Genomic DNA, 22,268 nt, shown 5'->3' with positions numbered 1-22,268 from the left:
GCCCAACTCCCGCATGAAGCGATTTGTGTTCCGCTTCATCGCCGTACCAGCCAAATGGGTTGTAAGGGCAAGGCAGAACGTGCTCGTGATGCACACGAGACGGCCTTACAGGAAGCTATGGAAAGCCACAGGCTGACAAATTTGACTTACTGGTACTTAACACCGCCGTCCGAAAGGATTGGGGAAAGGGGCAGTGTGCCCGCTCGTGACAAAAATACACAGAACTTAGCACGTTGCCACCGATTCGGCCAAGCGATGCCCCTCTAACGCGTGCAAAAACGTTAACAAATTTTATACTGCGGATTTGAGGTATTATACTACTTTATGGAAAAAATTTGAAGTCACAAAAAAGTCTTGATTGCGGTATCTCAGGGGTATATATAAAAAAATAACCCCACTGTAAATGAGGTTATCACCATAATTAATTGATTATTACGTGATTCCGTTGGGATTCGAACCCAAGACCCACAGCTTAGAAGGCTGTTGCTCTATCCAGCTGAGCTACGGAACCATCGTCTTTTTTGGGGGGTGTTTCCCCTTTGATGGGGGCGCTTTCCCAATTTGCAGTGCAAAGGTACAACTTTTTTTCTAGAAATCACTCTTTTGGAGCGATTTTTTTCATTTATCTTTCTTTCATTTATCTTTCTTGTCGTATTGTTCTTTGGGCTTGAGGTGGCGCTGTTGGAGGGCTGCTGCGATGTCTTCGATGCGGTAGCCTTTAGATGTGAGCAGGACGATTAGGTGGTAGATGAGGTCGCTGGCTTCGTAGATCATACGTCCGTCGATGCCGTTGGTCGCTTCGATGACGGTTTCTACTGCTTCTTCGCCCACTTTCTGTGCCATGCGGTTGACGCCGCTCTGGAACAACGAGGTGGTGTAGCTGCCCTCGGGCATCTCTTTGAATCGCTTGTCGATGAAGTCTTGCAGCATGCTCAGGAACAGGACGCCCATCTCGTTGCTGTCTTCAAAGCAAGTGGCTGCTCCGGTGTGACACACTGGGCCTACGGGATTGGCTTTGATGAGCAGTGTGTCGTGGTCACAGTCGTCTTGGATTGAAACAACGTTGAGGAAGTTGCCGCTTGTCTCGCCCTTGGTCCACAGTGTGTTGCGAGTGCGGCTCCAGAATGTTACTTTACCTGTCTCAATGGTTTTCTCGTAGGCTTCTTTATTCATGAAACCCAGCATGAGTACGTTGCGGGTGACAGCGTCTTGTATGATAGCGGGAATGAGTCCGCCCATTTTTTCAAAGTCTAAATTCATATACTGATGTTTTTATTATTTCGATGTTTACATTCTCACGGGAATATTGCATTTGTGCAGGTAGCGTTTGAGTTCGTCGATGGGTATCTCGTTGAAGTGGAACACACTAGCTGCGAGTGCGGCGTCGGCATGGCCTATCTCAAAGGCATCCTTGAAGTGCTCCATGGCTCCACATCCGCCCGATGCTATGACGGGTATCGACAAGGCTTCGTGCAGCTGGTTGAGTGCATCGCAGGCAAAGCCTTGCTTGACTCCGTCGTGGTCCATGCTGGTGAACAGTATCTCGCCTGCTCCCCTGTCCTGTGCTTCGACAGCCCACTCGACGAGGCGTCGCTGTGTGGGCTCGTGACCTCCCTTGACGTGGCATATCCACTCTCCTTCAATGCAACGGGCATCGATGGCGATGACACACACTTGCCTGCCAAAACGCGATGCAATCTCGCTGATGAGCTCGGGGCGGCGCAATGCCGATGAGTTGATGGAGATTTTGTCGGCCCCGGCATTGAGCAATGTATCTACGTGCTCGACGCTGCTGATTCCTCCGCCCACGGTGAATGGGATGCTCACGCCTTGCGCGACGCGTCGCACGAGGTCGATAAAGGTGTCTCGGCCCTCGAGCGATGCTGTGATATCGAGGTAAACTAGTTCGTCGGCTCCCTCGGCGCTATACCGCTGGCCGAGCTCGACGGGGTCGCCGGCGTTGCGAAAGTTTACAAAATTGACCCCCTTGACGGTTGCTCCGTCTTTGACATCGAGGCAGGGGATGATGCGTTTTGCTAGCATATTATCTATTATTAGCGATACAGCCGAGTTGTGTTGAACTGGACTATCGTATTATTTTCTTGTTTTATTAAAGGAGAGGAGGTCGTTGAGGGTGATGTGGTTCTCGTAGATGGCCTTGCCCACGATTACCTCGGGGACTCCAGCCTCTTCCAGTATCTCGACATGCGACATATCCCCCACTCCACCGCTGGCTATGAGATGCAGTCCCGGGACTGCTTCGAGAATGCGCCGGTAGAGGTCAACGCTGGGTCCTTGCAACATTCCGTCGCAGGCGATATCGGTGCTGATGACTTTGGTTACTCCCTGCTCATGATAGTGCAGTATGAAGGGTATCACGCCCTTGTCGCTATCGTTGAGCCAACCTTGGGTGGCAATGAAACCGTCGCGCGAGTCGGCACCGAGGATGATGCGGTCAGCTCCATATTTTGTGAGCCATCCTGTGAAAGTTTCAGGTTGAGACACGGCAATGCTGCCGCCGGTTACCATTGCGGCACCGCACTCAAAGGCGATGCGCAGGTCGTCGTCGCTCTTGAGTCCACCGCCAAAGTCAACGGTGAGTCCTGTGTGACCTGCGATGGCATCGAGCACACGATAGTTGACGATGTGGTGAGAACGGGCGCCATCGAGGTCCACGAGATGCAAGCGTGTGCATCCGCAGTCTTCAAACGTCCTCGCTACGTCGAGCGGCGACTCGTTGTATATTTTCTTCAGCGCATAGTCGCCTTGCGAGAGGCGTACACACTTGCCGTCGATCACGTCAATGGCAGGAATGATGTTAATGCTCATAATGCCAGAAAATTTTTAAGGATGGTTTCGCCCACACTGCCACTCTTCTCGGGGTGGAACTGCGTGGCGTAGAAATTGTCACGATGCAGCACCGCGCTGAACGGCACGATGTAGCGGGTTATGGCCTCCGTGTGAACGCACGGCTCGGCATAATAGCTGTGTACATAATAGGCATAGCGACCATCAAGCGACTCTCCGGCAATGCCTGGATGCCCAACCTCGACAGTGTTCCATCCCATGTGAGGAACCTTGCACTCGGGGCAACGGGTATTGTCAAATCGCTTGACCACAGTGTCAAAGATACCTAGTCCGTCCACGTTTCCCTCCTCGCTGTGTCGGCACATGAGCTGCATGCCTATGCAGATGCCCAGCACGGGTTGTTTGAGGCTGACAATAACCTTGTCGAGCCCCGAGGCACGCAGATGCCCCATAGCAGCCGATGCCTCTCCCACACCAGGGAAAATCACTTTGTCGGCGGCACGCAGCACTTCGGGGTCATCGGTCACGACAGGTTCCACACCCAGTCGTTGCAGGGCACATGTAACCGAGAACACGTTGCCTGCGTTATATTTTACTATTGCTATCATGACGCGAATGATTAGTTGCTTCCAGGAAGATGGTTACGGTTTGGCGACTCGGTGACATGCTTTTGTGCGCTCGACTTGTTGACGCCCTCCTTGGGTTTGAAATGTCCTTGCACTGAAATGGTGTTGCTCGCCACGGCTTCCACCTTGTCAGCATTCTTGCTTGTGTTACCTTCTTTCTTGCGTTCGATGAGTTTCTGTCCGCCCATCTTGGTGTCGACCATCTCGCTCGAATGCGTGCGCAGCATCAAGATGCTGTCGATATAGGCCACATCGCCTTTGTTGATGTTATAATATATGTAACCATAGATGCGTTGTGCCCTCTTCCCAGGATCGCCTTGCAGGGCCAACGAGTTCCAGCCGTCACTGCCAGAGAAGCGGTTGACGATGGACGTGCTGCCGTCGATGTAGTCAACAGCCATGAATGCCTTGAATGAACTGCGCACAGGTTTAAGCTTGTACTGGAGTTCATAGCGGTCGCCTTTGTCGCTCTCACGATCGGGTTTGAGGTCAAAAGTGATAAACCCGCTCTTCATTCCCGAGGTGAGCATCCAGCGGCGAGGACCTTGCCAGATGTCGGCACTATCGCCCTCGGCAGCAAACTCATGGTTAGCCGCAACACCTTCCATGCCCGAGCCGAATGCAGGCCCCTGGACTGGCAACTGGGAAGGAGCGTCTTGCAGTTCCTTGTTCATGTCTTGCAGTCGCCCTATCACATTGTCATAAACCTTAATATAAACATCCATGTTGCGGGCATACCACACAAGCGATGTGTCATAAAGCTCGGGAGTGATACCATGCTTCATGAAAATAGACTGCTTGAGCACCAGCCGCGACGAGTCGTCGGGAAACTGGTCCCAGTGCGAGTCGATGTAGGCATCGGCCAGCTCGAGGTCAACGAGCAGCTCTTCCATCTTGCTCTCGGGTATCACCCCCTTGGGGGCCTTGTCACAACCCGCAGCAAGACACAGGAAAGCCACCAGGCATGCAGCCGCTAGTAGATGTTTCATTTAGTCTTGTCGTTAGTTTTCTCGCCTTCCGTTGCCTCCTCTGTCTTCTCTTCCTTTGGGGCAAGGTAACGCGAGTAGAATAAAATGAGTGCAATGACGCTCACGCTGAGCGAAGCGTCGGCCACGTTAAACACCGGCTGGAAGAACACAAAGTGATCACCGCCCACCAAGGGCATCCACTGCGGCCAGTTCCAATCGCACAGCGGGAAGTAGAGCATATCTACCACCCTGCCGTTAAACAGCGTCTCATATCCGCCGCCCGGCGGGAAGAGCTGCGCCACCTGGGGAGCATCGGGAGCATCGAAAGCCACACCATAGAAGATGCAGTCGATGACATTGCCCAGTGCGCCTGCCGTGATCATGGCAATGCACACCACATAGCCGCGAGGCACATCCACACGGTTGCGCAACTTGTAGATATAATACATGAACAGTGCCACAGCAATGATGCGGAACCACGTGAGGAACAATTTGCTACCAAACTCCATGCCGAAAGCCATGCCATTGTTTTCGATAAACTGCAGTTTGAACCAACTAGTGATTTCATACTGCTCACCATAGTAAAAATGCGTCTTTATCCACACTTTCACCACCTGGTCGATGACAATGACTAGCAGCACCACGATGACAGCAAGCCATCCATTAATGTTTTTCTTCATTTAGCGTCGTTTGTTCTTCTGTTCTAATTCCTTTCCTTCGACCGATGTAGTGGCATGTGGCACAGCAAGCAGTCGTCCCTTGGGGATGAGTTTGCCCGTGACGCGGCACACGCCGTAGGTTTTATTTTCAATGCGCACCAGGGCGCTTTGCAGTTTGTTGATAAACTCCATTTGGCGCTGTGCACGTTGTCCGGCAGCCTCCTTGCTCAATGCCTCGGCAGTCTCCTCCAGCGCCTTGAATGTGGGCGTCGGGTCATCAGAGAGCAACCTCGACTTGAGCAGTTCATAATTCTCCTTGGCAGTTTCAAGCTTCTCAAGGATAATCTCTTTAAACTCCTGCAGCTCGGCATCGGAGTACCTGTTTCTTTCTTTATCGGTATTCATGGGAGGAAAGGTATTAATGGTTAGTAAAACGGATAGAGGAGCACCCAGGTCTCCCCTATCCATATCAATGTCTTGATTATGCTTTATCGACAGTCATCTTCACCTTGAGGTCGTCCTTCTCGGGATCGACAGTATCGTCGTGGTCAACCTCGGCAATCTCGATGCTCACAGCGAGCACCTGCGCAGCGATATAGTCCTTAAAGCTCTCAAGGGCCTTGACTACACGCTCATCGGGGTTGATCTCGACCTCAACGCGGTCGGTGATGTCGAAGTCTTTCTTCTTGCGGATGTTCTGGATGCGGTTCACGAGTTCGCGAGCCATACCCTCGTTGATGAGTTCGTCGGTGAGGGTGATGTCAAGGGCCACAGTGAGGGTGCCCTCGTTGGCAACAAGCCAGCCGGGGATATCCTCGCTGATAATCTCAACATCGGCTTTGTCAACGACTGCCTCCTGTCCGGCAACGTTGAGCGTGATGCTTCCGTTCTTCTCAAACTCGATGATAGCGGGTTGAGGCAAGCTGGTGAGCTCGGCAGCAAGGGCTTTCATGATCTTGCCATACTTGGGACCAAGTTTCTTGAAGTCGGGCTTAACACGCTTCACGAGCACGCCCTCGTCATTACCCACGAGCTTGATTTCCTTCACGTTCACCTCGTTCTTGATAAGGTCGGCCACAGCCTCTACCGCAGCGCGCTGCTCGTCGTCGAGCACGGGAACCATGATAGACTTGAGCGGCTGGCGCACCTTGAGGTTCTGCTTGCGGCGCAGTGCGAGCACCATCGAGGTGATGTCTTGAGCCACCTGCATGCGCATCTCGAGTTTCTTGTCGATAGCTGCCTCATCAACAGCGGGATAGAGTGCCAGGTGCACGCTCTCCTCTTTGCCGGTGAGGTCGCGATAGAGCTTGTCGCTGAAGAAGGGCGAAACGGGAGCCATGAGCAGCGAGATTGTGTGCAGGCAGTGGTAAAGGGTCTGGTAAGCAGCCAGTTTGTCGTCATTACCCTCGAGCTTGCCACCCCAGAAACGCTTGCGGTTCAAGCGCACGTACCAGTTGCTCAAGTGATCGTTCACAAACTCACTGATAGCACGGGCTGCACGAGTGGGCTCATAGTCGTCGAGATAGCGGCGCACGTCGCTCACCAGAGAATTGAGCAGAGAGATAATCCAACGATCAATCTCGGGGCGCTTCTCCAGGGCTACCTGCTCGGCAGCAGGATCAAAACCGTCAACGTTGGCATATAGGGCGAAGAACGAATATGTGTTATAAAGCGTACCGAAGAACTTGCGCGACACCTCGACAACGCCAGCCTCGTCAAACTTGAGGTTATCCCAGGGCGAAGAGTTGCTGATCATGTACCAGCGCAGGGGGTCGATACCATATTTCTCGATTGCGCCGAAGGGGTCAACTGCGTTGCCCAGACGCTTACTCATCTTGTTGCCGTTCTTGTCGAGCACGAGGCCGTTAGAGATAACGCTCTTGTAGGCCACGCTGTCAAATACCATTGTGGCGATAGCATGCAGGGTGAAGAACCAACCGCGGGTCTGGTCCACGCCCTCGGCGATGAAGTCGGCAGGATAGAAGCGGCCGCTATCCACGAGTTCCTTGTTCTCAAACGGATAGTGCAGCTGCGCGTAAGGCATTGAGCCGCTGTCGAACCACACATCGATGAGGTCGAGCTCACGCTTCATGGGCTTGCCAGTGTCGCTCACGAGGGTGATATAGTCAACGTATGGACGGTGCAGGTCAATCTTCTCGTAGTTCTCCTTGCTATAATCACCGGGAACAAAGCCTTTGTCCTTGAACGGATTACTCTCCATCACGCCAGCAGCGACAGCCTTCTCAATCTCGTTGTAGAGTTCCTCGACGCTGCCTATGCACTTCTCCTCGCCATCCTCGTCGCGCCAGATGGGAAGCGGCGTTCCCCAGTAGCGGCTGCGGCTCAGGTTCCAGTCGTTGAGATTCTCGAGCCACTTGCCGAAACGGCCTGTGCCGGTGTGCTCGGGTTTCCAGTTGATGGTCTTGTTGAGCTCAACCATGCGCTCCTTGCAAGCAGTCGAGCGGATGAACCAACTGTCGAGGGGATAGTAAAGGACGGGCTTATCGGTGCGCCAGCAGTGAGGATAGTTGTGCACATGCTTCTCAACCTTGAATGCACTGCCTGCCTGCTTCATCTTGATGCACAGATACACGTTGAGATCCTCGGCCTTGGCCGCAGCCTCCTCGTCATACTTGCCGCCCACGGTGAACTTGGGATCATAAGCGTTCTTGACCCAAGCACCAGCATATTCCTTGTAGAGTTCTACATCCACGCACTTCTCAACGAACTCCTCGTCGAGATCCTCAAGCACGTAGTACTTACCGCTCAGGTCAACCATGGGACGGGTTTCGAGCTTCTTGTTGATCATGAACAGCGAGGGAATGCCAGCGGCACGAGCCACAGCAGCATCGTCGGCACCAAATGTGGGCGCGATGTGAACGATACCAGTACCGTCCTCGGTGGTCACATAGTCACCGGGGATCACGCGGAAACCGTTCTCGTTAACCTCAAACTTGTCGCCCACCTTGTCAACGGGCTTCACCCAGGGGAAGAGCTGCTTGTAGCGCAGGCCCACGAGGTCGGTGCCCTTGAACTCGGCGATAACCTTGTAAGGTATCACCTTGTCGCCCTGGGCATATTCGTCAAGTGCCTTCTCGGCACCCTCTGCCTTGAAATAAGCGTTGAGGCGAGCCTTTGCCATGATGAAAGTGGCAGGCTGGCCGTTGTAGGGATTGTAGCTCTCCACTGCCACATAGTCAATCTTGGGGCCAACGCAAAGCGCAGTGTTGCTGGGCAGAGTCCAGGGCGTAGTGGTCCATGCCAGAGCGGCAATGTTCTCAAAGCCCTTGTCCTGGACAGCCTTGATGGCAGCAACCACCTTGTGGTCATCCTCAACCACGCAGAACTGTGCAGTGGCGGTCTGGTCCTTGACGTCGCGGTAGCAACCAGGCTGGTTCAACTCATGCGAGCTGAGTCCAGTGCCCGCTGCGGGCGAATAGGGCTGGATTGTATAGCCCTTATAGAGTAACCCCTTGTTGTAAAGTTGCTTGAGCAACCACCACAAGGTCTCGATGTAGTCGTTAGTGTAAGTGATGTAGGGAGCCTTCATGTCCACCCAGTAACCCATCTTGTGAGTGAGGTCTTCCCACTCGCGGGTGTACTTCATCACCTCCTTGCGGCAAGTGGCGTTGTACTCGTCAACGCTCACCTTCTTGCCGATGTCCTCTTTCGTGATGCCCAGAGCCTTCTCCACGCCAAGCTCCACAGGCAGTCCGTGAGTGTCCCAGCCAGCCTTGCGGAGCACCTGATAGCCCTGCATGGTCTTGTAGCGGCACACGATGTCCTTGATGGTACGGGCCATCACATGGTGGATGCCAGGCATACCGTTGGCCGAGGGAGGTCCCTCGAAGAACACAAATGAAGGAGCACCTTCGCGCTCACTGATACTGCGGGCGAAAACGCCCTCTTGATCCCACTTCTCCAGGACCTCCTTGTTGATGTCCGAGAGGTTGAACTTGTTATATTCGTTAAACTTCTTCATAATCACTTTTTAGGTGTATAGCAATATAATACTATCAAACTGCAAAGTTACTCATTTTTCGCCATATTAGCAATTCATTTCGCTACAAAAACTTGTAGAAAAATTCACATATCTGAGATTTCTTCAGCCATAGCATTGAGCTCTAAGCATTGAGCACGAGTTATTGATTTTTTCTCAACGTGATACTCATAGGGACTGATTTGAAGAAGCAATCCTCGGGAACAGGCATCAAAGCTTTCACCTGCGGGCTTAAAAACCTGTGAAAACCGTTCTCGCGCAGGAATATAACGCGATACCCACGGTTCATCGCCTCGCGAAGCACTTCCTTTTCCCGAGGTGAAATAGCAGCACTCACCAGCACTCCGCCACGCTCGCCACATGCCAGCCATTCCTCACGCAAATGGGCAACCTCGTCCACGGAGTATCGACGATGCACGATCACCGCCACTTTGTCGGGGATGTCAAGCAAGAAGCGATTACCCACCACCTGGCATCGACGGTTGGCAACCTCCATATCATGAAGCACGGTAAAAAGCTGAGGGTTTTGCTTTTTCACAAGCAAGCGACGAGGGTTGTCATCAAGATACCTTTTCCAGTTGTCAAGCTGGCCCTCGTGCAAGAGTATCTTGTCATTGTAGCCTTTCTCAAAGAGAGGAACGACATTGCCACCGTTCCCAGGGCGTCCGCCCTGGGCATCAGTTTGTGCAAACTCACATGGAACAGTAACGCCAAGCCGCATTGCCGCCTTTGAGCAACCGCCTTTAAATCCAGCGACTATTATCCCTAGGTGCTTGCCTGGTGGCATATCTTCGCTTACACTTACTATAATGTGGATGTGGTCGGGCATGATGCACATTTTCCACATCTTAACCTTTGGATAGAATTTATTTATCTTCGCCACCTCCTCATTGAGAATAGCATTTCCAAGTTCGGAATACTCCACCCAAGGGGAATCTGCATTTCCTCTTAACTCACCAAGCAATGGCATGCGTCCCTCTACCACTAGCGTCAGCATATAGATGCCTTTCCGGTTGTAGTCATGCCAAGGACTTCTACGTTTCATCGAGTGCTTCGTTTCCTGCACCTCCAGCCCTCTTGCTATGGCTTCATCGCGATCCACAGGTCCTTTCCCTTTTTACTCGGTGAAGGCGTTCCAGCCTTGGGCTCGGATTTCTAGCTCGGCATCGTCGCGTGTCACCATGTAGGCGCCCAGTTCGGGCTTGGTGATGCGGCCGATGAGCCGGGCTGTTGTCATCTGCTCTATCTTGTCGTGCTCGGTGAGGGGCACGGTGAAGAGCAGCTCGTACTCCTCGCCTCCGTTCATGGCGGCAGTAACCAAGTTCATGCCGAGTTCTTCGGCCATGGCAGCAGTCTGATAGTCAATGGGAATGCGGTCCTCATAGACACGGCAACCCACGCCAGAGCTGTGGCAGATGTGCAGCAGTTCGCTTGACAAGCCATCGCTCACGTCCATCATCGCTGTGGGATGGATGTCGAGGGCAGCAATCTCGGCAATCACATCACGGCGTGCCTCGGGTTTGAGTTGACGCTCGATGATGTATTCCTTGCCGGCAAAGTCGGGCTGAAAATCTTCTACACCTTGCCCTGCCTCACGCTCGCGTTCAAGGAGTTGCAGTCCCATGTAGGCTCCGCCCAGGTCACCGCTCACGCAGATAAGGTCGGTGTCACGAGCTCCGCTGCGCTTCACGGTCTTGCCCTTGACTCCCTCGCCCACACATGTGATGCTGATGATGAGTCCTGTGACCGACGCGCTAGTGTCGCCGCCCACGAGGTCAACGCCATATTGCTCGCACGCGAGACGCATCCCGTCGTAGAGTTCGGCAATGTGTTCTAGGGTGAAACGCTTGCTGATGCCCAGCGAAACAGTGATTTGGCGAGGTTGCCCGTTCATTGCATACACATCGCTCAAATTGACCACAACGGCCTTATACCCAAGGTGTCGCAGCGGCACGTAAGTGAGGTCGAAGTGAATGCCCTCGAGCAGGAGGTCGGTGGTGATGAGGGCTTCGGTGTCCTTGCCGCTATAATCAAGGATAGCGCAGTCATCGCCCACGCCCAGCACCGAACTGCTGTGCTTGAGTTCGATGTTCTTTGTAAGTTCTTTAATCAAGCCAAACTCGCCTAATGTAGAGATTTCAGTTTCAGTCATAACATGATATAAAAAGAATTATTAGTGTCCGCTAAAAGTCACAACATTAGCCCCAACATCCTCAAACACCGTCATATATAGTTCATTGTCAGAAAGGGGGGCTTGGTTGTGTAGAAAAAAAGAAAATGATTTTATTTAGGTTTATGGCTCGCGCCAAGAACCGTGTTCAAGGGAGTGAGCAGCGGTAAGTGGGCAAAGCCCGTGCCGCGACCAGCGAACCTCCCTTAAAATGATGGACTCTGTCCACAAAATAAAAATACTCTATCTATCAGGTAATTATATTTTGCTTGCCGAGCAAGCCATTTTCTATGCGAAGCAATAAAAACATAATAAAAATTACTTCTTTTTTTACCGGACACTAATGAATTAGAATATCTAGAACTTCTAGTGTTTCTAGAATTTCTAGATATTCCATACTATTTTTTTTCTATTAGAGTTCTTCAAACTGGTTGATGATTTCCTTCATGAGGAAACTCATGATGGGCTGGGCCTTGGCAGCGGCAGCCTGTACCTCTTCGTGGGTAGCCTCTTCAACAACGCCCTCAGCGCCTATGTCGGTGATAACTGACATACCGAACACTTCCATGTCGGCGTGGTTAGCAACGATAACCTCAGGTACGGTGCTCATGCCCACAGCGTCGCCACCGATGCGCCAGAAGTAACGATACTCGGCGGGAGTCTCAAATGTGGGACCTTGTGTGCCCACGTAAACGCCCTCAACGACGCGGATGTCGTTAGCCTTGGCAATCTCGCGGCACTTCTCGATGAGGCGGGGGCTGTAAGCGTCAACCATGCCGGGGAAGCGAGGACCGAGTTCCTCATAGTTCTTGCCGCGCAGCGGGTGCTCGGGGAAGAGGTTGATGTGGTCAGTGATGATCATGAGGTCGCCAATCTTGAAGTTGGGGTTCATGCCACCGGCTGCGTTAGAAACGAAGAGGGTCTTAACGCCCACTGCCTTCATCACGCGCACGGGGAAGGTGCTCTCCTTCATTGAGTAGCCCTCATAGAAGTGGAAGCGACCCTGCATAGCCATGACGTACTTACCTCCCAGGTTACCGAAGATGAGACGGCCGCTGTGGCCCTCAACGGTTGACACGGGGAAGTTAGGAATCTCCTCATAAGGGATAGAAACCTCTATATCGATGTGATTAACGAGGTCGCCAAGTCCTGTGCCCAGGATGATGGCAGTCTTGGGCATCTTGCCCACGCGCTCTTTAAGATATTGAGCGGTCTCATTTATAAGTTCAAGCCAATTTTTTTCTTCAATCATAATTAAAGATTTGTTTATTTATAATTTGTATAGTGTTAATTAAATCCAACTTCATGCTTCACTCTTTGCTAGTGATTTTCTTCTCAAGCATCTCGATGAAGTCCAGCTCGCCCTGGTCCAGGAAACCCACCTTGATAGGCACGTAATAGATAAGGTCCCTGCGTGTGGGCGGATAGTAGGCATTGTTGAGGATGCGCACCGAGTCTTTCTCGGTGGTGACAATGAACTTGCGGCGACCTTCTAGTTCGTCGAACTTCTCGAAGATGTAATCAAAGTCACTGCGAGTGAAGTAGTGATGATCATCGTAGTGAAGCACCTTGACCTTGGCATTGAAGCGACGCAAATACTTCACAAAGGGTTTCTCGTTGGCAATACCGGTGACGCACAGAATCAGGTCTTCCTCTGTGAGCGAAGGCAGCGACGTGAGCTGTGGCATGGGTATGGGGAACACAGGCACGGGGTTAGCGTAGCGTATGTTAGAGAAAAACAGCCCTTGCGAGGGATACAGGTCAAGGTTTTCCTTGGTCATGCGCAGTTCCACGGGACTGATGTCGTTGGGACACTTGGTCACCACCACGATGTCACACTCGCTGATGCGACGCGCGGGCTCGCGCAGCGTGCCCAGGGGCAGCAGCTTGTCGTTGACAGGCTGGCGGGTGTAGTCAACCAAGACAATGCTTGCCTTGGGCTTGACATACCGGTGCTGGAATGCATCGTCGAGCAAGATCAAGTTGATGTCGGGGTTGATGCGCAACATCTCCTTGATGCCCTTGCGCCGGCTCTCGCACACGGCCAGGGTGATCATGCCGTTATACTTGTGGAACACCTGGTAGGGCTCATCGCCGATATCACGCGGCGACAGTGTGTCGGTGGCGAGGATAAAACCGCTGGTAGTGCGCTTGTATCCACGGCTCAACACTCCTATGTTGTAACGGCGGCACAAAGCCTCGATGATATACTCCACATGGGGCGTCTTGCCCGTGCCGCCCACGGTGATGTTGCCTACCGATACTACCGGCACGTCAAACTCCTCAATGGGCAACCACTTCAAATCAAACAATCCGTTGCGCACAAACACGGCAGCGCCATACAGCCACGAACATGGCGTGAGTATAGCGTTGACCACAGCCTTGCGCTGCTGCTTGTTCAATATTTTAGTGAAGTTTATCATTCTCGACAATGCGCGCTTGTGATAACTGCGTTACTTTATCACGGTCTCTTCCATGAGGCAGAGCACGTGCTGGCGTCCCAGGATGCGCTGGATCATCTTGTGGTATTCATAGAGGAAGCCCATCTCACCCTGCATGCGTGACTCATACTTCGACACCATGTATTGCTCCATCATGTTCTCAAACTCGTTGACGGGAGCGGGATAGTTTTGAGTGACATAATCATCGCCCAGGTTAGCCTTCTTGGCAGCCCACTTGATAGCAGCTTCGAGACCGCCCAGTTCATCAACAAGACCTATTTTCTGCGCTGTTGCACCGTCCCACACGCGACCCTCGGCTATCACCTTGATCGAGTCTTGTGTCACGTGGCGGCCGTCGGCACAGTGTTTGGTAAACTGCTCATAGCCCAGGTTCACCATGTTCTGCATTGCGTTATACTGCACGGGGGTGAGACGTTTGCTCGTCAAGCCCATGTCGGCATTCTCATTAGTCTTGACAACGTATGTATTGATGCCAAGTTTGTTCTCCATAAGCTCTTGCGTGCAAGGAATCATACCGAAGATGCCTATGCTGCCGGTGATAGTGGTGGGCTCGGCAAAGATGCGGTCGGCGCCACAAGAGATATAGTAGCCGCCCGATGCTGCATAGTCACCCATCGACACAACGAAGGGCTTGCCGCTCTTCTTGAAGTCATCGAGGGCTTTCCACATCTGCTCCGAACCGAATGCGCTTCCGCCGGGAGAGTTCACACGGAGCACAAGTGCAGCAACATCTTCATCGTCGATGAGTTCGCGCACGGTCTCGGCGATCACCTCGCTGTTGATGCCGTCGTTAGAGCCCATGGGTGAAACCTGTCCATCGATCTCGCCCACTGCATAGAGCACTGCAATCTTGCCGCTGCCGCTCTGCTCGGCATCGAGATCGCCAGCCAGTTGAGAGGGAGTCACCAGGTTAAGGTCCTTGTCGGCGTCAACATTTGTGAGTTTCTTCAATCGGTCCTCAAACTCGTTGCGGTAGCACAGTTTGTCCACGAGTTTATTCTTCACGAACGAATCGGCAGGCCATGTTACCATCACGCTATCGGCCATCTGGTTGAATTTCTCGGTTGAGATTTTGCGGCTTGCAGCCATACCCTCAACCATTGAGTTCCAGATGCTGCCCAGATACACTTCTTTCTGCAAGCGGTTGGCATCGCTCATCTCGTTCACCATGTAAGGCTCCACAGCGCTTTTGAAAGTGCCCACGCGCACCACCTGCATCTCCACGCCCAGTTTGTCGAGCAAGGGCTTGGGATAAGTGTTTGCGCTTACTAGTCCGTGCACATCGACCGCTCCCACTGGGTTGAGGAACATGCTGTCGGCAACGCTGGCCAGGTAGTAATCGCCCTGGGCATAACCCTCGTGAGCATAAGAGTAGATAAACTTGCCGCTCTTCTTGAAATCAACAAGCGCTCTGCGCACTGCCATGAGAGTTGCGGGCTCTGCGGCCACTCCGCCGCACTCAATGTATATGCCGTCGATTTTCTCATCGTCCTTTGCTTTCTTGATGGCCTCCACCATTGTGTTCAGACCCACCTTCTTGGTGTCATCGCCTTGCAGCATAGCAACGAAGTCAAGGTTGTTTTTGCCGCCGCGCTCTTCGATTACGCCATTGAGATCAAGATGCAGGATTGAATGATCGCTCACCACCGTAGTTCCGGATTTGTCGCCCATTGAAACCAGGACAACGCTGAAAATAATGGCAGAGAACACAAATACGGTCAAAGCCAATGTCACGCCTACGAATGAGCCGCACACAACAAGGAGAAATTTCTTCATCATAACGCAGTATACTTTTTATAAGTTACTAACTATCAATTAGTTTACAAAGCAAGTCGGTCTTTTTTGCAACAAAAAGCCCGCCAGCAACTTACAAAGATAACTATTATTTTGTAAACTAGCGAGTTTTTTAGCAACTTTTTTGAAAACTTTTTCCGTTTGACACCAATGTTAGACCTCAACGAGGTCGTCACTTTGGTTAACCGCAGGTCCACCGACCTGCGGCATACATCACTCCCTACACAGCGTCCCCAACGGGGTCGCACTATGAAAACTTTTTCCCTTTGACACCAATGTTAGACCTCAACGAGGTCGTCACTTTGGTTAACCACAGGTCCACCGACCTGCGGCATACATCACTCCCTACACAGCGTCCCCAACGGGGTCGCACTATGATTACCACCGAGGGAGTTTCAACTGCGAAACTTATATTAATTATTCAACTATAGCATTTGATAATAAATATTGCTAATTTATTGTCCGGCAGGACAATACCTGAATAACCCCCACCGCCGAACGAAGTGGCGGTGGGGGAATAAATGCAACACGCACCGCGTCCAGCAGGACGCTAATCGGAGCAAATGGGTGAGGCTCAAATGGTTTCACATGCTAAAGTTGAGTTAATTACTCAATTGTTGATACTATACCCCCACCGCCACTACGCGGTGGGGGTTATTCAGGTATTGTCCTGCCGGACAACAAATTAGCAGCAATTGCTATAAAAGCTAATGTTGAGTTAATTTCTGAAATTTTTCATCGAGAGACAACCCTATTTTACCATAAACAAGGCACCGGCCCTTATTGGGGAGCCAGTGCCTCTGTGATTGTGGCATTGATGTGCCGTGGTGATTACTTCACGAGCATCTTCTTGCCGTCAACAATGTAGATGCCACGCTGTGCCTTGGTGAGCTTGCGGCCCATGAGGTCATAGATACCAGTCTTAACGGGTCTCTCAGCGTTCACGTCGCTGATGCCTGTTTCGGGATCACCATAGGTCATGATGGGGCAAACGCACATTGAGACACCGTCGTCAACGTTCTTATACCATGTGTAAGTGCCAAGAGATGTATAGTTCTCATCCTCGTCCTCAAGGAAGTGGTAAGCTGTGCTCTTAGCGTTAGCGCCACGGGCTACGCACAGGATGTTAACGCGGTCGTCATAGCCACCTGTGTTCAAGCCGTCGATCTTAACGAAGAACTCGCCATTAACGGTTGCAGGAGCATCAAAGCCGAATGTTGTGGCAAGAACCTCGGTTGCACTAATCTGGAGTTCTGAAACCTTCTTGCTTGCAGTTGCAAATGCCTCGCCGGGCATGCCGGTAGCATCGGGGGTGCACAACGAAACTGTGATGAGTGCATCGGGATCGTCGGCAGTAGCGTTGTCAAAGTAAATTGAAACGCCCTCTACGGTTGCATCGGTCATGGGAGCATCAAAGTGCTCTGCAAATGACTCAATACCAATCCAGTTGGTGCCAGCATAGTCGCCATACCAGCCCAAAGAGATAGCGCCGATGCTCTCAATCTCGTCGGGGGTGAGATTCCACACTTCCTGTGTGCCGCCCGCCTGGATAGCTTCCACGAGGAAGTCACGGTCGGTGCCTGCATCGTTCGACACAACGAGTTCCATACCATATTTACCCTCGGCAGTGTAAGTCACTGTGGGGTTCTGCTCGGTGCTAGTAGCAACGTCGGTTCCCTCAAATTTCCACTTCCACTCGGTGGGAACGCCTGTTGAGGCATCCTTGAATGTCATGGGCACGTTTACGGGAACGAATGCATAAGCGTAGGGTGAATTGTAAGCGCCCTCGGGCATACCGATGTGTGCCTTGGGTGCCTCAACTGCTACCACTACATATTCTTCCTTGACAGCCTCGCTAGTCTCCTCGCCCTTGCTTGCAACGAGCTTAACGGTGTACTTGCCAGGCTCGTTGAATGTCATGACGGGGTTCTGCTCGGTGCTGGTGAGCACTTCCTTAACAGCTACGTTTGAGCTCTGTCCAGCCTTTTCGGCTGTCCATTGCCATGCTGTGGGATGACCCCATGAGAGATCCTTGAAGTGAACCTGACCGCCTGCAAAGATGTTGATCTTGGCGCTGCCGCTGGGATCTTCTTTCATGAGTTTGAAGCCATCGATTGCCAGGTCATCGCCATAGCTGCCTTCGTAGATAAACTCGAAGGTACACTTGTGGCCGGCAAACTTTGCGAGGTCAAAGCTGAACTTCTCCCAGCTGGGGCCAGTGAACTCGTTGTCCTGTGCCCACTTGAATGCGTCGAGCAGTGTGGTTGAAGTGCCTGCGGTGAGATCGTTTACCTTGAAAGTGAGGTTAGCATATACCAACCACACGCCGCCGAAGCACATATAGAATTCAGCCTTGCTGTTGTCCTGCACCTCGATCTCGGGCGAAACGGCACGCTCGCGCTGATTGTTGTCATAGTAGATTGCAAGTGAATACTTGCTGGCGGGGTCGATAGCTGCAAATGTGGGTGTGGTGCTGAACATGGGCTGGTCGGTGAGCGTCCATGTCTTTTCACCGATACCGTAGTATTTCCATGTAGAAGCCTCTTCCACGCTGTCCCAACCCATTGAGTAATAGGTTGAAGCGGCCTCGTCGGCAGTAAAGTCGGCCTTCACGGGGATGTTCATTGTGAACTCATAGAGCGCGGGCAGACCCACGTTGTTGTCGCCCACAGCAACAGCGAGCAGCTTGCAGGTCTCGTCGATGGTCACGGTAGCCTCGTTGCCGGGCACGATGATGGTCTGCTCGTCATAGCCCATGTCCTCGACATCGGTGAGCGTTGTGCTATACCAGATGGCCTTGCACAATGGATCGTTGCTTGTGATAGTAACAGTTACTGGTTCGGTGAATGTACCGCCCTCGGGTGATACGGTGGGAGCAGCAATCACCGGTTTTTCCTTAACAATGAGGGTGTAAGATGCACTGCCCGCCTTGAAGTCGTCGTTGCCAGCAAACGATGCTGTTACTGTGGCCTGGCCCACCTTCTTGCCTGTGGTGAAAATGTCACCGTTGCTGTTGATGGCAGCAAGCTCGGGATCTGAGCAAGAGTAAGTGATGGGGCTCAACTTGTTGGGGTTGTTGAGATAGTTGGCATAAGCATTGTCGCCACACTCAACCTCCACGGTCTGCAAGGGATAGCTCAGTCCGGCATCCTTGGGCTCGGGCTTAATGGGGCCGGGGCCATCATAGGTGATGGTCATCTTGTAGAAGTAGATGATACCCACGGTCTCGCTTGTCTGGTCCATGGTGATGACGATGTCACCATCCTGGGCATCGGCTGCGGGAGCATAGGTATAGGCTGTGCGAGTGGTGGTGAGATTCTGGGCATCGCCATAGCTCACGCCATTAACGCTCACGCCGACAGCCACTGCCTGGGCGTCATCCTTTGTCTTTGCCTCTATGGCTACCGAAAGGATCTTACTGCCTTTCAACCCACTGGTAGTGAGAGTTGCATGCTTCACGGGGCTCTTTGCCGAGCCGAAATACTGGCCGGCACTGGCTGTGTAAGCCGTTACTGACGTGTTGCCGCTGTAGGTCCATTCCAGACCTTTGAGAGTGGTAGTTTGAGTTGTCTCGGCGTTATCGGTCATGTGGTAGAAACCCTCACCGCCATTTGCCTTCGAGACATTCCACTCATGCACCCAGGTACCTGTCTGGGCCCATGCCGCGACTGTCACGAGCATGAGGAGCATTGTGAAAATCTTCCTTGTTGACATAAAAAATAAAATTAAGTGATTAATATAACGTTATTTAGTTGTTTTGCGATGTAACCATTTCTTTGCAAAGCACACCAGTGCCACAGTAGCAACGGCACTAGCCAGAGCCAACCATGGGAACTGCCCTTCCTGGGGCACGCCTATGTTTTCAAATGCGTCCTTCGGCACCACATTGATATTCACCAGATAGGCCGAGACGACCACGATGCCGTTGTTGAGAGCATGGGCAATAACAGGCACCCACAGCGACCTAGTCCACACAAGCAGGTAACCCAGCCACACGCCCAGCAGCATGCGGGGCACGAAACCGAAAAACTGCACATGCATGGCACTGAACACGATACCCACCAGCCACACCGCGGCATGGCTGTTGCCATCATTGCCAAGCATCCTCAGCATGCTGCCGCGAAAGAACATCTCCTCGCTCAATCCTGCCAGCAGCGATACCACAGCAAGCACTACAAGCATTGACGGCAGCGAGGTTTCGCTCAACAGCTTGTCGGTCAGCATCTGTGCTGCCTGCTCGCTGTCGCGCAGCATTTCCTCCAGCCAGTCCAAAAACTGCGGCAGGTGCAGCGACCCGTTCCACGCAATCGTCCAGTTGAGCGCAGGCATCGACACCACACACACCAGCAGCACCATGAGCAAGCCACGCCACGACGGCGCTTTGTCGAGGTTCATGTGGTGCAGCGGACGCTTGAACAACAGCATGCTCACCACGATAGCAGGAACGATAAACATCATCACGTCTTGCATCACCATCACGCCCAGCGTGGCATCGTGCATCGGCAACCTGTCGAGAAACGGCACAACGGCAAAGGTGGCAAGCACACCGACAAATGCGAATATAAACAGCAAGATTATCCGCAAGCCTGGGCTTAATTTCATTTTAGTCTTCTCTTCCATAAAATGTGCATCTAGACGTTTTGAGCCTACAAAGTTACAATAATTCACAAAAAAAATCAAAACGACGCCAAAAAACTTGCTTTCTTTGGCAAATTTACTTAATTTTGGCGGTTGAACAAATCAAATTACTAACACTAAGCTCTTATTAGGTATGAAAAAGTTACTTTTATGCATGATTATTGCATGCCTTGGAATTTCCTATGCATCGGCTCAAGACATCTACGATGACTATAAGACTCCTGCCAAGCAGGAAAAACTAACAAAAGAAGAGAAAAAAGCTCGCAAGGAGAAAGAAAAACACTTGCAAGCTTTCAACGACTCGGTTGCATTCAAGTTTGCCAACGCAGCCCTGCGCGAGGGACAGTTTGTCTTGCTTGCCACACGTGTGGAACTGGGCAACATGGGCGCAATGGAATATGGCCTTAACGACCACACCAACTTTGTTTACCAGGTGGGCAAAGAGGCTGTGATACAGATTGCTTTCAACGGTCCCAACCCCGGGTTCAACGGCATGGGAGGAATCACTTGCAGGGGCAATGTGACCAACAGCAAGTACAGCGTGGACAAGAAAGGAAATGCCCACTATGACTTCTCGGTGTTCGGTTCCGACATCAGCGCGCAAGTGATGATTACCGTCTATGCAGAGTCTAATCAGGCCATCGCCTATGTTGAGCCCACATTTGCAGGAAGCAACATGTCCATTACCCTGCACGGCGAACTGCGTCCCTACAAGAAAGAATAAGATATCATAACCTAATTAACCATTAACAACTTTATCGTAGTGAAAAGATTTTTAAAAACCACCGCCGGAAAGCTTCTCCTTTCCATCATTGTGGGCATCGGCCTGGGTTATGCAATCCTAGCCATGCCTGCCACGCTTCACGACATTCTCACACAAGTGTTGCTCGTGACCAAGCAGCTCACCAGTCAGGTCATCCTTTTCATCGTGCCCATGATTATTATAGGTTGCGTGGCACCGTCCATCACCAGTTTCTCGGGCAACGTGACCAAGGTGCTGGGATTCACAGTGGGCGTTGCCTACCTGTCATCGATAGGCGCAGCATCGCTAGCAATACTCACAGCAGTACTCGTGGAACCCATGATCACCACCCAGGTATCGACTGCTGCCACCACCGACCTGCCCGAAGCAATTATCAGCCTCAAGTTCCCCACAATGGACACTATGTCGGCTCTGTTGCTTGCCATCATTATCGGCCTGGGCGTTGTGTGGATCAACGGCAAGAAATATGCCGATGCCCTGCAAGACTTCCAGAAGATGGTGCTCTTGGCAGTGGAACGCATCATCATACCCATCTTGCCGCTCTTTGTGGGCGCCAACTTTGCGCTGCTGGTGCTATCAGGCAAAATCGCCAACATGGCTGTGTTCATGCCCGCGTTCATGTTTGCCATCGTGTGTCACCTCGTGTGGCTCGCCCTGCTTTACGTCATCGCTTCGCTCTACAGCCGCCGCAACGGCTGGGAAGTGGTCAAGCACTACGGCCAGGCCTACATCACTGCTGTGGGCACGATGTCATCGGCCGCTACCCTACCCGTAGCCATTGAGTGCATGGGGAAAAACAAGGTGGTTTCGCCCAAGACTGCTAGCTTCGCATTGCCGCTGTTCTGCAACATACACCTGTGCGGAGCCGTGATTTCCGAGATTTTCTTTGTGATTACCACCTATATCATGCTTTACGGACACTTCCCGCCAGTGGGACATCTGGCTATCTTCACCGTCCTGGCATGTGTCATCGCCATCGGTTCGCCAGGAGTGCCCGGCGGCCTGAACATGTCGTGCGCAGCCCTGGTGGGCACAGTGATACTCGAGGGCCAAGACCCTGCAACTTTCTTCGGCATCATGACTGCCGTCTATACTATCGTGGACGGATTCGGCACAGCCTGCAACGTCACCGGCGATGGTGCGCTAGCCCTCATTACTGATGCATTCCTTGAACGAAACGAGAGTAAATAGCAAGTAACCACTCAACTTTAGCATTTGATAATAAATATTGCTAATTTGTTGTCCGGCAGGACAATACCTGAATAACCCCCACCGCCGAACCGAGCGAAGCGAGCTCGGCAAAGTGAGCAGCGGTAAGTCGGCGAAGCCGGTGCCGCGGATAGCGAACCTTTGCCAACATTCGAAGTGGCGGTGGGGGAA

The 22,268-nt window shown here is 52.2% G+C and carries 17 protein-coding genes and 1 tRNA gene; 2 read left to right on the top strand and 16 right to left on the bottom strand.

From position 1 onward, the window contains the following. Positions 1-437: 437 nt before the first annotated feature. The 16 genes from ACKI3C_RS13210 to ACKI3C_RS13135 all read right to left on the bottom strand — a co-directional run bounded on the left by ACKI3C_RS13210 (position 438) and on the right by ACKI3C_RS13135 (position 20,107). Positions 438-511 (bottom strand) — tRNA-Arg (locus ACKI3C_RS13210). A 122-nt stretch (positions 512-633) separates the two neighbouring features. After that, positions 634-1,260: a bifunctional phosphoribosyl-AMP cyclohydrolase/phosphoribosyl-ATP diphosphatase HisIE gene (gene hisIE, locus ACKI3C_RS13205; RefSeq protein WP_407405841.1), complete on the bottom strand. Its 627-nt coding sequence runs from the start codon at positions 1,258-1,260 to the stop codon at positions 634-636. Positions 1,261-1,287: 27 nt separating this feature from the next. Beyond that, positions 1,288-2,043 (bottom strand): imidazole glycerol phosphate synthase subunit HisF, encoded by a 756-nt coding sequence (hisF, locus tag ACKI3C_RS13200; protein ID WP_407405839.1) that lies wholly within the window; start codon positions 2,041-2,043, stop codon positions 1,288-1,290. Positions 2,044-2,094: 51 nt separating this feature from the next. After that, positions 2,095-2,829: a HisA/HisF-related TIM barrel protein gene (locus ACKI3C_RS13195; protein ID WP_407405837.1), complete on the bottom strand. Its 735-nt coding sequence runs from the start codon at positions 2,827-2,829 to the stop codon at positions 2,095-2,097. Then, positions 2,826-3,416 (bottom strand): imidazole glycerol phosphate synthase subunit HisH, encoded by a 591-nt coding sequence (gene hisH / locus ACKI3C_RS13190; protein ID WP_407405835.1) that lies wholly within the window; start codon positions 3,414-3,416, stop codon positions 2,826-2,828. Before hisH ends, ACKI3C_RS13195 begins: the two co-directional genes overlap by 4 nt. A gap of 11 nt (positions 3,417-3,427) precedes the next feature. Further along, the gene (locus ACKI3C_RS13185; protein WP_407405832.1) at positions 3,428-4,423 is read right to left on the bottom strand and encodes a DUF4296 domain-containing protein; all 996 of its coding nucleotides are present in this window, start codon (positions 4,421-4,423) and stop codon (positions 3,428-3,430) included. Then, complete coding sequence (locus ACKI3C_RS13180) at positions 4,420-5,082, bottom strand: lipoprotein signal peptidase (RefSeq protein ID WP_407405830.1); 663 nt, start codon at positions 5,080-5,082, stop codon at positions 4,420-4,422. The genes ACKI3C_RS13185 and ACKI3C_RS13180 overlap by 4 nt, the downstream gene beginning before the upstream one ends. Next, positions 5,083-5,466 (bottom strand): TraR/DksA family transcriptional regulator, encoded by a 384-nt coding sequence (locus ACKI3C_RS13175; RefSeq protein WP_407405828.1) that lies wholly within the window; start codon positions 5,464-5,466, stop codon positions 5,083-5,085. Between the two features lie 76 nt (positions 5,467-5,542). After that, positions 5,543-9,046 carry an isoleucine--tRNA ligase gene (gene ileS, locus ACKI3C_RS13170; RefSeq protein WP_407405843.1) on the bottom strand — a complete coding sequence of 1,168 codons (3,504 nt, stop codon included), beginning with the start codon at positions 9,044-9,046 and terminating at the stop codon, positions 5,543-5,545. A 157-nt stretch (positions 9,047-9,203) separates the two neighbouring features. Then, a complete protein-coding gene (locus ACKI3C_RS13165; RefSeq protein WP_407405826.1) occupies positions 9,204-10,163 on the bottom strand; it encodes a transposase in 960 nt (319 codons plus the stop codon). Positions 10,164-10,178: 15 nt separating this feature from the next. Next, positions 10,179-11,213 (bottom strand): thiamine-phosphate kinase, encoded by a 1,035-nt coding sequence (thiL, locus tag ACKI3C_RS13160; RefSeq protein WP_407405824.1) that lies wholly within the window; start codon positions 11,211-11,213, stop codon positions 10,179-10,181. A 430-nt stretch (positions 11,214-11,643) separates the two neighbouring features. Next, entirely contained in the window at positions 11,644-12,483 is an 840-nt protein-coding gene (locus tag ACKI3C_RS13155; RefSeq protein ID WP_407405822.1) for a purine-nucleoside phosphorylase, read from the bottom strand. A 58-nt stretch (positions 12,484-12,541) separates the two neighbouring features. Then, the gene (gene lpxK / locus ACKI3C_RS13150) at positions 12,542-13,654 is read right to left on the bottom strand and encodes a tetraacyldisaccharide 4'-kinase (RefSeq protein WP_407405820.1); all 1,113 of its coding nucleotides are present in this window, start codon (positions 13,652-13,654) and stop codon (positions 12,542-12,544) included. A gap of 30 nt (positions 13,655-13,684) precedes the next feature. After that, complete coding sequence (sppA, locus tag ACKI3C_RS13145) at positions 13,685-15,472, bottom strand: signal peptide peptidase SppA (protein ID WP_407405818.1); 1,788 nt, start codon at positions 15,470-15,472, stop codon at positions 13,685-13,687. An 846-nt stretch (positions 15,473-16,318) separates the two neighbouring features. Further along, complete coding sequence (locus ACKI3C_RS13140) at positions 16,319-19,201, bottom strand: PKD domain-containing protein (RefSeq protein WP_407405816.1); 2,883 nt, start codon at positions 19,199-19,201, stop codon at positions 16,319-16,321. A 30-nt stretch (positions 19,202-19,231) separates the two neighbouring features. Next, positions 19,232-20,107 carry a CPBP family intramembrane glutamic endopeptidase gene (locus ACKI3C_RS13135; RefSeq protein WP_407405814.1) on the bottom strand — a complete coding sequence of 292 codons (876 nt, stop codon included), beginning with the start codon at positions 20,105-20,107 and terminating at the stop codon, positions 19,232-19,234. Between the two features lie 151 nt (positions 20,108-20,258). Between ACKI3C_RS13135 and ACKI3C_RS13130 the strand changes: the two genes are divergently transcribed. Further along, positions 20,259-20,849: a DUF4251 domain-containing protein gene (locus tag ACKI3C_RS13130; RefSeq protein WP_407405812.1), complete on the top strand. Its 591-nt coding sequence runs from the start codon at positions 20,259-20,261 to the stop codon at positions 20,847-20,849. Between the two features lie 39 nt (positions 20,850-20,888). Further along, a complete protein-coding gene (locus tag ACKI3C_RS13125; protein ID WP_407405810.1) occupies positions 20,889-22,079 on the top strand; it encodes a cation:dicarboxylate symporter family transporter in 1,191 nt (396 codons plus the stop codon). The last annotated feature ends 189 nt before the right edge of the window (positions 22,080-22,268 follow it).

Origin of the sequence: Sodaliphilus sp., assembly GCF_045598405.1 — a bacterium.
GTDB lineage: Bacteria > Bacteroidota > Bacteroidia > Bacteroidales > Muribaculaceae > Sodaliphilus > Sodaliphilus limicaballi.
Note: the sequence above shows the minus strand (reverse complement) of the source record. Positions and strands in the feature narration are given on the sequence as shown.